This is a genomic window from Stenotrophomonas sp. SMYL11, from assembly GCF_036320005.1.
Taxonomy (GTDB): Bacteria; Pseudomonadota; Gammaproteobacteria; order Xanthomonadales; family Xanthomonadaceae; genus Stenotrophomonas; species Stenotrophomonas maltophilia_A.
Genome location: NZ_JAWIRS010000012.1, coordinates 13,607 through 26,679 on the forward strand (window position 1 = coordinate 13,607; position 13,073 = coordinate 26,679).

A 13,073-nucleotide genomic window follows, 5' to 3' on the forward strand; every position below is an offset into this window, starting at 1 on the left:
CCAGCGTTCCCCGCCGATTGCCCCGGTCAATGGCGGTTATGGCCTAAATCGGCTGGCAGCTGCTGCGGCGCTCCGGTATCGTGCGCGGATGACTTCCCCCACTCCGGCCCCCCGTGGCGGCGTGGCGCGTGTGTGCCGTTACCTGTACCGCGTACCGCTGCTGTTGGTCCACATCACCGTGTTCCTGCCGCTGATCCTGATCGGCATGCTCCCGCCGTGGGGCGAGCTGCGCGTGGGCGAGGATACCTTCGGGGCGAAGGTGGTGAACTGGTGGCAGGGCGGCCTGATGTGGATCTTCGGCTTCCGCCTGTCACGGGTGGGTCAGCCCTTGCCCGGTGCCGTGCTGTTCGTCGCCAACCATGTCAGCTGGGTCGACATCTCCATCCTGCACAGCCAGCGCATGATGGGCTTCGTCGCCAAGCGCGAAATCGCAAGCTGGCCGCTGGTCGGTTGGCTCGCCGCGCGCGGGCAGACCATCTTCCACCAGCGCGGCAACACCGAATCGCTCGGTGGCGTGATGCAGGTGATGGCCGATCGCCTGCGCGCCGGCAAGGCGGTAGGCGTGTTCCCGGAAGGGCGCACTCGCGGTGGCCATGAAGTGGGGCCGTTCCATGCCCGCATCTTCCAGGCCGCGGTCGAAACCGGTGTTCCGGTGCAGCCTGTGGCGCTGGTCTATGGGTTCAAGGGTGACGCACAGACCATCGTGGCATTCGGCCCGGGCGAGAGTTTCGCCGCCAATTTCCTGCGCCTGCTGGGTGAGCCGGCGCGGCATACCGAAGTGCATTTCCTGGAGCCGATCGGTACCCAGGACCTGGAAGGCCGTCGACGCATCGCGGAAACCTCGCGCGCGCGCATCGTGGCGGCCATGAGCACTGGCTGAGGGCACGGTGGCCCTGGTCCCGCCACCCGTCCTGGACGCCGGTACACCGACGTTGCATGCGACTGACTACCAGCCGCCGCGCTGGCTGCGCAATCCGCACCTGCAGTCCATGCTCAGCTCCAGCCGCATGCGCCTGCAGCGCGGCCTGCTGCTGCTGGCCGCCACCGGTGCGGTCAGCGAAGAGCTGATCCTCGACGGCGGCGATGGCGTGCGCCTGCAGGGCTGGCACAGCCATGTCGAAGGCCGCGAACCGAAGGGCATGGCCCTGCTGCTGCATGGCTGGGAGGGCAGTGCCGAATCCAGTTACATGCGCATGGCTGCCGCGCGCATGATCGAACAGGGTTTCGATGTGGTGCGGCTGAACTTCCGCGACCATGGCAACACCCACCATCTGAACCCCGGCATCTTCCACTCCAACCTGATCGATGAAGTGGTGCATGCCGCGGGTGACATCGCCCAGCGCTGGCCGCAGCTGCCGCTGGTGGCCGCCGGCTATTCGCTGGGTGGCAACTTCGTGCTGCGCCTGGCCCTGCGCGCGCCGGCTGCCGGCGTGCCGCTGCTGCGGGTGGCCTCGGTGTGCCCGGTGCTGGACCCGGGCCTGACGATGGAGAGCATCGAAAACGGCCCGGCGATGTATGACTGGTACTTCCGCCGCAAATGGGCCGGTTCGCTGCGCCGCAAGCGCGATCTGTTTCCCGAGCTGAGCGACTGCGATGACCGCGTGCTGAAGCTGGACATCCGTGCGCTGACTGCCTGGCTGGTCGAACGGCACACCACCTTCGGCTCGCTGCAGGCCTATTTCGATGGCTATTCGATTGCCGGTGACCGCCTGTCCACCCTGCAGGTGCCGGCCGACATCCTGATGGCGCAGGACGACCCGGTGATCCCGTACGCGACTTTCAGCGATTGGCAGCTGCCGCGCCAGGCGCACCTGGAAACCGCCTGCTGGGGAGGCCATTGCGGCTTCCTGGAAAACTGGCGGGGTGACGGCTTCTCCGAGCGCTGGGTGGCGCAGCGCCTGCAGCGGGTGCTGGCGGGCTGAACCGGCACCGGTGCGTGGACCGCTACAATGCGGGTTTGCACTTGAACCGGACCGCCATGCAAGACCAGATCATCCAAGCGTTGCGCCAGAACCAGGCCGACCAGGCCGTGCAGCTGGCCCAGGCGTGGACCCGTGATGAACCCGGCCAGGCCGAAGCCCACCGCTGGCTGGCGCTTGCGCTGCAGCAGCAGGGCAAGGCCGAGGATGCGATGGAGGCGCTGCAGCAGGCGTTGCAGCTGGCCCCCGATGATGCCCAGCTGCACCTGCAGCACGCTGGCCTGCTGCTCGCCCTGCGCCAGTACCAGGGCGCTGACGAAGCGTTGGCACGTACCACCGGGCTTGACCCGAACTCCTTCGCCGCCTATCTGATGCAGGCGCACCTGGCGATCGGCCGCAACGACTTCGATGAAGCCCAGCGCCTGTCCACGCTGGCCTCGCGCGTTGAGCCGGACCACCCGGAACTGCTGACCATCGACGGCATGATCGCGCTGCGCCGCGACGACCCGGATCGTGCGCTGACGCTGCTGTCGGCGGCCAACCAGGCGCAGCCCAACGACACCCGCGTGCTGTACGCACTGGGCTTCGCCTACCTGGGCAAGGACATGCTGGCCTTCGCCGAGCAGGCGTTCCGCCGCGTACTGGAACTGAACCCGGCCATCAGCTCGCTGCATGGCCTGGTAGTGCAGTTGGCGCTGCGCCAGGGCAACCTGGAGGCGGCTGCCGAAGCGATGCAGATCGCGCTTCAGCAGGAAGGCATGGATACGCCGTCGATGCGTCGCCTGGCCGGTGAACTGTCGCTGCGCGGCGGCCAGCCGCTGCAGGCGCTGGACCATCTGCTGCCGTTGCTGGAATCGATCCCCGATGACCGCCAGGTGCTGCAGCTGCTGCTGATGTCCTGGCAGCGCCTGGGCCGCGAAGACGAGGCGCGCGCGCGCCTGGACGCGGCCCTGGAACAGCATCCGCAGCTGCACGACCTGTGGCTGGCACGCCTGGCCGTGGAAGAAGTCGGCAGCCCGACCGCCGCGGCGACCGTGGAGCGCTGGATGGACGCGATGCCGGGTCATCTTCCGGCACTGGAAGCACGCCTGCGCCTGCATGACATGGTGGGCGAACACGAACAGGCCGAAGCCATCGCCGAGCGTATCGTCAGCCTCGAACCGGGCCGCGTCAGTGGCGAAACACGCCTGGTCGAAGGCCTGCTGCAGCGTGATCCGGTTGCCGCGATCGCGCGCGTGCAGGCGCTGATCGACAGGGCGCCGGACGGCCATCGCGCCGACCTGCGTACCTGGCTGGGTGAAATCCAGGACCGCGCTGGCCAGCCGGAACAGGCGCTGCAGACGTGGATGGCACTGCAGGCCGACCAGGCACCGCAGCGCCTGCCGCTTCCGCCGCAGGCCAAGGCGCCGCCGAGCTGGCCGGAGAAGGGCGAGATCGACAGTGATGCCAGCTCCGCGCCGATCTTCCTGTGGGGTGCGCCGGGTTCGGGTGTGGAGCGGGTTGCGACCGGCCTGGCGGCCGCCAGCCCGGTGCTGCGCAGCGACCGCTACACCAGCAATCCGCCGGATGATGCATTCCAGAACTACCACACGCTGCAGGACCTCGCCTCCGGCGTGCTGACCCCGGAGCGGCTGGTGCAGCGCTGGCGCGAGCAGCTGCCGGCGCGTGGCCTGCAGGGCGATGCCGTCATCGACTGGCTGCTGTGGTGGGACAACGCCCTGCTGTGGGCGCTGCGCCCGCAGCTGCCGCAGGGCCGACTGGTGCTCGTGCTGCGTGATCCGCGCGACATGCTGCTGGACTGGGTGGCCTACGGCGCTGCCGCTCCGCTGGCGATGACCTCGCTGGCTGAAGCCAGCGAATGGTTGGCGCGCGCGCTGGCGCAGGTTGCCACCCTGCATGAGGAAGAACTGTACCCGCACGTGCTGCTGCGCATCGACCAGATCGGCAACGATCCACACGCGATGGCCGAGCTGCTGGGACGCCTGTTCGAGCGGCAGATGCCGCCGGCCGCACAGCTGGGCGCACCGCGCTTCCCGCCGGGCCACTGGCGCAACTACCGCGACGTGATGAGCGCCGCCTTTGCCAAGCTCACCCCGATTGCGGTGCGCCTGGGTTACCCGGAAGAGTAAGGAGAAGCCGATGCAACTGAGCAGCCACAGCCTGACCAACGGCGCGCCGATCGACCGCGAGTTCGCCGCCGGCGATGCCACCGGCTTCGCGCCGGACCGCAATCCGCACCTGGCCTGGAACGGCGCACCGGAAGGCACGCGTTCGTTCCTGCTGGTGTGCGTGGACCCGGATGTGCCGACCGTTGCGGAAACGGTCGGCCGCAGCGACATGACCGTGCCGCGCGACCAGCCGCGCTGCGACTTCGTGCACTGGGTGATGGCCGATGTCCCGGCCTCGGTGCAGGAGATCGCCGCCGGCAGCTGCAGCGATGGCTTCGTGGTGAAGGGCAAGACGGCACCGGCTGGCCCGGCGGGCAGCCGCCAGGGCCTGAACGACTTCACCGGCTGGTTTGCGGGCAACCCGGACATGGCCGGCGATTACCTGGGCTATGACGGCCCGTATCCGCCGTTCAACGACGAACGCGTGCACCGCTATTTCTTCCGCGTATTCGCGCTGGATGTGGCCTCGCTGGAGCTTCCGGCGCGCTTCACTGCCGCCGACGCATATCGCGCCATGCACGGCCACGTGCTGGCCGAAGCCGCACTGCATGGCACCTACACGTTGAACCCGGCGCTGGGCTGAGCGGCACGATGGGTAGAGCCGGCCGCTGGCCGGCTTTGCTTCCGTAGAGTCGAGCCATGCTCGACTGAACGTAGAAGCAGTCAAGCATGGCTCGACTCTACGGAACGAAGAAGGGCGACCTCTTTGGCCGCCCTTCACCAGCCAGCCGACTGACAGTCGGCTCTACATCACTTCTCGATGGCCGACTCGACCACCATGTCCAGCACGTACGCCTGCGACGGCGCATCGGCCGGCGGGTTCTTCACTTCGTAGCGCTTCACGCGCACCACGTTGCGCACGCCGTCCTCGTGGGTGTAACCCTCGATGTTGCCGTAGAAGTTCTCGAACTTGCCTGGTTCACCCTGCTTCAGGCCCTTGTCGTCGAACTTGACCTCACGCACCTGCAGGCACTGGTAGTCCGGGATCAGCGGGTGCGAGCACTTCTCGGTCTTGGCGGCCACTTCCAGGAACACGGTTTCGCCGGCGCCGCCGTAGCGGGTTTCAGCGGTCGGTTCCGGGTTGAACACCAGCACGTCGCCCTTGGCGTTGGTCAGGGTCAGCTTGCCATCGGCATCCTGCTCGGCCTTCAGCTCGCCCTGCAGGCGGCTCGACACGGCCTCGTCCAGCGCCATCAGCGCCTTGTCGGTGCAGGCCATCATGGTCGAGGCCATCGCACTGACCGTCAGCTTGCCGTCGGCCAGGGTGTAGCCGCCACCCATGTGGTTGCAGGCGTTGCTGACCGACAGGCGGCCATCAGCGAAGTCCAGGGTGACTGGCTTGTCTTCGCGGGCGAACAGCGCATCGATGCGCTTGCCGTCGGCGGCGGTGGCCTGCTGCAGCAGCCAGTGCTGGCTCTGCAGGCGCTGCGCGTCCAGGTGCGCCAGCGTCTGCTGGTCTGCTGCCTTGGCCGCGGCCGGGGCCACGTCGTCGCCGCCGGTGCCGGCCGGAGCCGGGGTCTGGCTGCAGGCGGCCAGCAGGGCCAGCGGGAGGAGCAGGGTGAGCTTGCGGTTCATGGTGATTCTCCTTGGGGAACCGTGGGGGAAACGGGGTGGGGCCGGTAACGGGGTTACCGTGCCCCGGCGCTGTTCAGCTGCCGGACGGCAACCACAGCAGCAGTGCGGCGCCCAGCGCGATGCGGTAGATGGCGAAGGCGGTGAACCTGTGCGACTTGATATAGCCCATCAGCCACTTCACTACGATGAAGCCGGTGACGGCCGCGGCAAGGAAGGCCACGCCCACGTCGGCCCAGTCTTCGCTGCCCAGCTGACCGGCCTTGGCCAATTCCAGGAAGGTGTAGGCGCTGGCGGCGAACATGGTCGGGATGCCGACCAGGAACACGAACTCGGCGGCGGCCGCGCGGCGGCTCAGGCCCAGCAGCATGGCCAGGAAGATCGCCGAGGCCGAGCGCGAAGTGCCGGGGAATACACCGGCCACCACCTGCGCCAGGCCAACGCCGATCGCAACCGTCCAGGTCACCTGGTCGCGGTCGGGAAGGCGCGCGGTATAGGCCTCCACCAGCAGCATCCAGGCACCGCCGATGATCAGTGCCCAGGCCACCGGGCTGACCGTCTCCGGCAGCGACCAGCCGGCCTTGCGCACCACCAGGCCGACCACGGCGGTGACCAGGAAGGCCGCGCCCAGCTTGAATACGTACTCGCGGTTCTCGCGCTGCCCGAAACCGGTGGCCAGCTGCAGCAGGCGCTGGCGGAACACCAGTACCACCGCCACGATCGCGCCGGCCTGGATGACGATGTTGAAGAAGTCCGAACGGGCACCCAGCCAGTGCTGGGCGATGAGCAGGTGGCCGGTGCTGGAGATTGGCAGGAACTCGGTCAAGCCTTCGAGGATGCCCAGCAACAGGGCGGAGAGCAGGTCGGACATGGACGGTGCGGGCACGCGCGGCAGGAAAGAAGAAGGTCGAGAGGATAGACGATCACTACCGCACCAAACGGGTGCGTCCGCTACCGACTGCACCCATTTGGTGCGCACGGTTCTGCACCGCTGTGGGGCGACCTTTTTGAAATCAATGACTTGCAGCCTTCAAAAAGTTGGCACGGTCGTTGCTGTACCTCAGCAGGCATTCATCCCCATCCGAGGTCGTACCGATGTCCGTGGAAAACGTTGAGAAGCTGATCAAGGACAACCAGATCGAGTTCGTCGACCTGCGCTTTGTCGACATGCGTGGTGTCGAGCAGCACGTGACCTTCCCGGTCAGCATCGTCGAGCCGTCGCTGTTCGAAGAAGGCAAGATGTTCGATGGCAGCTCGATCGCCGGCTGGAAGGGCATCGCCGAATCGGACATGGTGCTGCTGCCGGATACCGCCAGCGCCTACGTCGACCCGTTCTACGCCGATCCGACCATCGTGATCAGCTGCGACATCCTCGACCCGGCCACCATGCAGCCGTATGGCCGTTGCCCGCGCGGCATCGCCAAGCGCGCCGAGGCCTACCTGAAGTCCTCCGGCATCGCCGAAACCGCGTTCTTCGGCCCGGAGCCGGAATTCTTCATCTTCGATTCGGTCCGCTTCGCCAATGAAATGGGCCACACCTTCTTCCAGGTCGACTCGGAAGAAGCCGCCTGGAACAGCGGCGCCAAGTACGACGGCGCCAACAGCGGCTACCGTCCGGGGGTGAAGGGCGGTTACTTCCCCGTGCCGCCGACCGACACCCTGCACGACCTGCGCGCCGAGATGTGCAAGACGCTGGAACAGGTCGGCATCGAAGTGGAAGTGCAGCACCACGAAGTGGCCACCGCCGGCCAGTGCGAGATCGGCACCAAGTTCAGCACCCTGGTGCAGAAGGCCGACGAACTGCTGCGCATGAAGTACGTCATCAAGAATGTCGCGCACCGCAACGGCAAGACCGTCACCTTCATGCCCAAGCCGATCGTCGGCGACAACGGCAGCGGCATGCACGTGCACCAGTCGCTGTCCAAGGGCGGCACCAACCTGTTCTCCGGTGACGGCTACGGCGGCCTGAGCCAGCTGGCACTGTGGTACATCGGCGGCATCTTCAAGCACGCCAAGGCCATCAATGCCTTCGCCAACTCGGGCACCAACAGCTACAAGCGCCTGGTGCCGGGCTTCGAGGCACCGGTGATGCTGGCCTACTCGGCCCGCAACCGTTCGGCCTCGTGCCGTATTCCGTGGGTGTCCAACCCGAAGGCGCGCCGCATTGAAATGCGCTTCCCGGATCCGATCCAGTCCGGCTACCTGACCTTCACTGCACTGATGATGGCCGGCCTGGACGGCATCAAGAACCAGATCGACCCGGGCGCACCGAGCGACAAGGACCTGTACGACCTGCCGCCGGAAGAAGAGAAGCTGATCCCGCAGGTCTGCTCCTCGCTGGACCAGGCCCTGGAAGCGCTGGACAAGGACCGCGAGTTCCTCAAGGCCGGCGGCGTAATGAGCGATGACTTCATCGACGGCTATATTGCGTTGAAGATGCAGGAAGTGACCAAGTTCCGCGCGGCCACCCACCCGCTGGAATACCAGCTGTACTACGCCAGCTGACCGGTGGCGATGGCGGTGGGCTTCCCCCTCCCACCCGCCGCCATCGCTTCCGTCTTCGCGGCTGGGGAGCCGCAGGGCGGGCCCCGGTCCGCCGTGGTAGAGCGGGCCGCTGGCCCGCTGCAGTAGAGCGGACTGTCAGTCCGCTGAAACAGGGGCAAGAGAGACCGGATACGCGACCAGGGCCGCCCTCCCTCCCGCGTCGGTCGTGCAAGGAGAGAGGCACGGCCGTCCCGGCCCTGTACGTGTCCGGTGCAACAGCCACGGCCATCATCCTGATGGCCGCTGGTTGCCTGATGCCAACGCGCGCTGGCGCGCTGGCCCCATCCACCCTCGGGACATGCGCATGAAACTGATCTCCGCCATCATCCGGCCGTTCAAGCTCGACGAGGTCCGCGAGGCCCTCTCCGACGCTGGCGTGTCGGGCATCACCGTGACCGAAGTGAAAGGCTTCGGTCGCCAGAAGGGCCACACCGAGCTGTATCGCGGCGCCGAGTACGTCGTCGATTTCCTGCCCAAGATCAAGATCGAAACCGTGGTCACCGACGAGCGTGCCGACGCGGTGATCGAAGCGATCCAGTCATCAGCAGGCACCGGCAAGATCGGTGACGGCAAGATCTTCGTCACCGCCGTCGAACAGGTCATCCGCATCCGCACCGGCGAAATCGGTGCCGACGCGCTGTAACCCCTTTCCGGAGACTCCCCCATGAAGATGCGCCTTCTCACCGGGTGGCAAGCCCGGTTCCACTTCGTGTGCCTGTTGATGCTGCTCAGCGCGCTGGCCGCCGGTGCGTGGCCGGGCAGTGCCCACGCTCAGGCCCAGATCTCGCCGCTGCCGAGCGAAAGCGTGGCGGTCGAACCACTGCAGGACCCGGTCGCTGCGGCCGCCGCACCGGCCGCGGCTGAAGCCGCCGCGACCTACGACCATGGCGACGTGGCCTGGATGCTGACGTCCACCCTGCTGGTGCTGCTGATGGTGGTGCCGGGCCTGGCGTTGTTCTATGGCGGCCTGGTGCGTTCGAAGAACGTGCTGTCGGTGCTCAGCCAGATCCTGGTGGTGTTCTCGCTGGTGCTGCTGCTGTGGGTGGCCTATGGCTACAGCGCGGTGTTCAGCGCCGGCAATCCGTTCTTCGGCTCGTTCACCGAATTCGCCTTCCTCAAGGGCTTCACTCCGGAGTCGGTCGGCAACACCCCGATCAAGGGCCTGCCGGACTACCTGTTCGTCGCCTTCCAGTCGACCTTTGCCGGCATCACCACCGCACTGATCGTCGGCGCCTTCGCCGAGCGCATCAAGTTCCGTGCGGTGCTGCTGTTCTCGGCGCTGTGGTTCACCCTCAGCTACATCCCGATGGCGCACATCGTCTGGGGTGGCGGCTACCTGGGTGAGATGGGCGCGATCGATTTCGCCGGTGGCACCGTTGTCCACATCAACGCAGGCGTGGCGGGTCTGGTCGCTGCGTGGTTCGTCGGTAAGCGCCTGGGTTATGGCCAGACCGCGCTGAAGCCACACAACGTGCCGTTCACCTACATCGGCGCGATGCTGCTGTGGGTGGGCTGGTTCGGCTTCAACGCCGGCTCGGCCGCGGCGGCCGACACCGTCGCCTCGCTGGCCTTCCTCAACACCGTGCTGGCCACTGCCGCGGCGGTGCTGGGCTGGACGCTCACCGAAGCCATCACCAAGGGCAAGCCGTCGGCACTGGGCGCAGCCTCGGGCGCGGTGGCCGGCCTGGTCGGCATCACCCCGGCCTGCGGCACCGTCGGCCCGCTCGGCGCGATCGTCATCGGCTTCGTCGCCGGCGTGGTCTGCGTGTGGGGCGTGACCGGTTTGAAGCGCCTGCTGAAGGTGGACGACACCGCCGACGTGTTCGGTGTGCATGGTGTCGGCGGCATCGTCGGCGCGATTCTCACCGGTGTGTTCAGCGCGCAGTCGCTGGGCGGTACCAAGGCCGATCTGGATATCGCCCATCAGGTCTGGGTGCAGGTGGTCAGCGTCGGCCTGACCGTGGTCTGGTCGGCGGTGGTGACCACGCTGATCCTGCTGGTGGTGCGCAGCGTGGTCGGCCTGCGCGTGACCGAAGAAGCAGAGCGCACCGGCCTGGATGTGACCTCGCACGGCGAGTCCGCCTACGAGGCCTGAGCTAGCGGCCGAGCTACTGCATTGATGTTGTGGGTGCCGACCATTGGTCGGCACTTCTACTGTTCTGGTGGGTGCCAAGCTTGCTTGGCACTGGGTCTGGGTCTGCTCTGGTGGGTGCCGACCACTTGGTCGGCACAGCGGGTCGCCCGTCCACGCATGGCGTGGATCTACCGCATCCTCTCTGGTGGGTGCCAGGCTTGCCTGGCACGGCGGCATGCATCATCGCGCCTGATCGCGCACAATCGGGCCATGCACTCGACCCGCACCGCCCTGATGCTCTCGGCCTGCCTGCTGCTGGCCGCCTGTGCCTCCGCGCCGCAGGAAACCCGCAACCCGCTCGCCACCTGGGTGCCGTCACCCAACCAGAACGCGCGCACGCCCGTCATCATCGTCATTCACCACACCGAGCAGAAGTCGGTGCAGCAGAGCCTGCGTACGTTGCGCACGGCCAACAGTGGTGGACCGGTCAGCGCGCACTACCTGATCGGTGCCGATGGCCATCGCTATCAGCTGGTCGCCGATGAGCGCCGTGCCTGGCACGCCGGGGCCGGGCGCTGGGGCACCATCACCGATCTCAACTCCGCCTCGATCGGCATCGAGCTCGACAACGATGGCCGCAGCCCGTTCAGTGCGGCGCAGATCGAATCGCTGATCGTGCTGCTGCGCGATCTCACCACCCGCCTGAACATTCCGTCGCGGCAGGTGATCGGCCACGCCGACCTGGCGCCGACGCGCAAGCAGGATCCGAGCCGGTTCTTCCCGTGGCAGCAGTTGGCCGAGGCGGGCTTTGGCGTGTGGCCGCGCGCCAGCGATGGCCCCGCACCGGAAGGCTTCGATGCGTGGACTGCGCTGGCCCGCTTCGGCTATCCGCTGGACAACCGCGAAGCCACCGTCGCCGCCTTCCACCGCCGTTTCCGCGGTCGGGATGATCTGCCGAAGACACTGGACGCCGAAGACGCCCGCATCCTGCACTCGCTGCTGCTGCAGACGCCGTAACCAGGCGCATGAACGCTTGACCCCGCGCTGGGTTGCCCGCCAGCGGCCGGCCCGCCACCATGGCGGCATGATCGATTCCGCCATCTTCTTCAAGCGCAAGCACTGCATCCTGCTGGCAGCGGCGGTGCTCGCCGGTTGCGCCACCACCACTCCCCGCACAGGCTCCGAAGCGCCCACGCCGACCTCGCCGCCGGCGGCCACCTACGCCAAGGTCGACTGGAAAGCCCTGCCCGCAGTCTCCGATGCTGATCTGCAGGCCGGCTTCGTCGCCTGGCGCAGCAGCTGCACCCGCCTGAAGAACGATGCGGTCTGGGCAAAACCCTGCGCCACCGCCGCGGCGGTTTCAGACAAGGACCCGGCCGCGATCCGCCAGTTCCTGCAGCGCGACCTCGATGTCTATGCGCTGCGTGCTGGCGGTCACCAGGCCGAGGGCCTGATCACCGGCTATTACGAGCCGATCTATGCCGGCAGCCTCACCCGCACGGCCGCTGCCACGGTGCCGGTGTATGGCACGCCGGATGATCTGATCGTGGTGCAGCTGGACAGCGTCTACCCGGAACTGAAGGGCAAGCGCCTGCGCGGGCGCGTCGAGGGCAAGGTGCTCAAGCCCTATGACGACGCCGGCACCATCGCGGCCAAGGGCGCCAAGGCGCCGGTACTGGCCTGGCTGACCGACCCGATGGATCTGCAGCTGCTGCAGATCCAGGGGTCGGGCAGGGTGCGCCTGGGCGACGGCACGCAGGTACGGCTGGCTTATGCCGAGCAGAACGGCCACCCCTACCGCGCGATCGGTCGCTGGCTGGTTGACCAGGGCCAGCTGAAGAAGGAAGACGTCACCATGGACGCGATCCGCGCCTGGGCCCGGGCCAATCCCGCGCGCGTGCCGGAACTGCTGCGCAGCAACCCCAGCTACGTGTTCTTCGTGCGCAACCCGGACAGCCCGGAGGGTCCACGCGGTTCACTGAACGTGCCGCTCACCGCTGGCTACAGTGTCGCAGTGGATCGCACCGTGGTGCCGCTGGGCAGCCTGCTGTGGCTGTCCACCACGCGCCCGGACGGCAGCCCGGTGGTGCGCCCGGTGGCCGCACAGGACACCGGCGGTGCCATCGCCGGTGAAGTGCGCGCCGACCTGTACTGGGGCAGCGGCGATGCCGCCGGCAAGCTGGCCGGCGACATGAAGCAGAAGGGCAATATCTGGATGCTGTGGCCGAAGGGCGTGGCGTTGCCGGCGTCGGCCCGGTGAAGCACTCACCTGCGCGCTGCGAGGTCGGGCGATAATGACGCCATTCCGAACTTTCCGGCCGCGTATGCGGCCAGGACCTCTGCAATGACCTACGCAAAGCACAACGCAAAACCCGGCGCGAAATCCGCCGCGAAGAAGTACTACAAGCACTGGGCCGAATCGGGCCTGGGCAAGGGCAACGTGCTGATGGAAGCCCGTGGCGAGAAGATCGTGCGCCAGGTGGAGATCTACGGCACCAAGATGGTCTGGGCCGACGAGCATGCCCACAGCGATGACCGCTTCCTGCTGGCCGACCAGCCGGTGTCGTTCCTGGATTTCGACGAAGACGACGAGATCAGCGCGCGCGAATTCGAAAGCGCCTGGAAGAAGGCCCGGGAAGCCACCGGCTACCCGGTGTAATCCCACCTCTCGACACCCGCGTTTGTAGAGTCCAGCCACGCTCGACTGGCGTTTGCCAGGAGCAGTCGAGCGTGGCTCGACTCTACAAAGGCGACATATGAAATGTTATATAATTACATTTCATTGCAGCTGCTTCC

Annotated in this window: 12 protein-coding genes; 10 read left to right on the forward strand and 2 right to left on the reverse strand. The window is 67.1% G+C overall.

The features are described 5' to 3' along the window. Positions 1 to 88 precede the first annotated feature (88 nt). Genes V3B46_RS15955 through V3B46_RS15970 form a run of 4 tightly spaced genes read left to right on the forward strand, consistent with a single transcriptional unit; the run spans position 89 to position 4,670 of the window. On the forward strand, positions 89 to 880 hold the full coding sequence (locus V3B46_RS15955; protein WP_032128720.1) for a lysophospholipid acyltransferase family protein: 792 nt from the start codon (positions 89 to 91) through the stop codon (positions 878 to 880). A gap of 52 nt (positions 881 to 932) precedes the next feature. Further along, entirely contained in the window at positions 933 to 1,922 is a 990-nt protein-coding gene (locus V3B46_RS15960; protein WP_050509830.1) for a YheT family hydrolase, read from the forward strand. 56 nt (positions 1,923 to 1,978) lie between these two features. Beyond that, a complete protein-coding gene (locus V3B46_RS15965; RefSeq protein WP_329892307.1) occupies positions 1,979 to 4,048 on the forward strand; it encodes a tetratricopeptide repeat protein in 2,070 nt (689 codons plus the stop codon). Positions 4,049 to 4,058: 10 nt separating this feature from the next. Next, on the forward strand, positions 4,059 to 4,670 hold the full coding sequence (locus V3B46_RS15970) for a YbhB/YbcL family Raf kinase inhibitor-like protein (protein ID WP_154261871.1): 612 nt from the start codon (positions 4,059 to 4,061) through the stop codon (positions 4,668 to 4,670). A 167-nt stretch (positions 4,671 to 4,837) separates the two neighbouring features. Here the strand turns inward: V3B46_RS15970 and V3B46_RS15975 are convergent, their stop codons facing one another. Then, positions 4,838 to 5,662, reverse strand: coding sequence for an META and DUF4377 domain-containing protein (locus tag V3B46_RS15975; RefSeq protein ID WP_329892308.1), 825 nt, complete (start codon positions 5,660 to 5,662; stop codon positions 4,838 to 4,840). Between the two features lie 73 nt (positions 5,663 to 5,735). Next, positions 5,736 to 6,530, reverse strand: coding sequence for an undecaprenyl-diphosphate phosphatase (locus V3B46_RS15980; protein WP_329892309.1), 795 nt, complete (start codon positions 6,528 to 6,530; stop codon positions 5,736 to 5,738). Between the two features lie 224 nt (positions 6,531 to 6,754). Between V3B46_RS15980 and glnA the strand changes: the two genes are divergently transcribed. The 6 genes from glnA (at position 6,755) to V3B46_RS16010 (ending at position 12,936) form a co-directional block, all read left to right on the forward strand. Beyond that, on the forward strand, positions 6,755 to 8,164 hold the full coding sequence (glnA, locus tag V3B46_RS15985) for a type I glutamate--ammonia ligase (protein ID WP_100475025.1): 1,410 nt from the start codon (positions 6,755 to 6,757) through the stop codon (positions 8,162 to 8,164). 343 nt (positions 8,165 to 8,507) lie between these two features. Next, positions 8,508 to 8,846, forward strand: a complete 339-nt coding sequence (locus V3B46_RS15990; protein WP_004134334.1) for a P-II family nitrogen regulator — start codon at positions 8,508 to 8,510, stop codon at positions 8,844 to 8,846. A gap of 21 nt (positions 8,847 to 8,867) precedes the next feature. Further along, positions 8,868 to 10,298: an ammonium transporter gene (locus tag V3B46_RS15995; protein ID WP_329892310.1), complete on the forward strand. Its 1,431-nt coding sequence runs from the start codon at positions 8,868 to 8,870 to the stop codon at positions 10,296 to 10,298. Positions 10,299 to 10,547: 249 nt separating this feature from the next. Then, on the forward strand, positions 10,548 to 11,294 hold the full coding sequence (locus V3B46_RS16000) for an N-acetylmuramoyl-L-alanine amidase (protein WP_329892311.1): 747 nt from the start codon (positions 10,548 to 10,550) through the stop codon (positions 11,292 to 11,294). 67 nt (positions 11,295 to 11,361) lie between these two features. Then, positions 11,362 to 12,537 (forward strand): murein transglycosylase A, encoded by a 1,176-nt coding sequence (gene mltA / locus V3B46_RS16005; RefSeq protein WP_329892312.1) that lies wholly within the window; start codon positions 11,362 to 11,364, stop codon positions 12,535 to 12,537. Positions 12,538 to 12,621: 84 nt separating this feature from the next. Next, the gene (locus V3B46_RS16010) at positions 12,622 to 12,936 is read left to right on the forward strand and encodes a hypothetical protein (protein WP_032130155.1); all 315 of its coding nucleotides are present in this window, start codon (positions 12,622 to 12,624) and stop codon (positions 12,934 to 12,936) included. Positions 12,937 to 13,073: the final 137 nt, after the last annotated feature.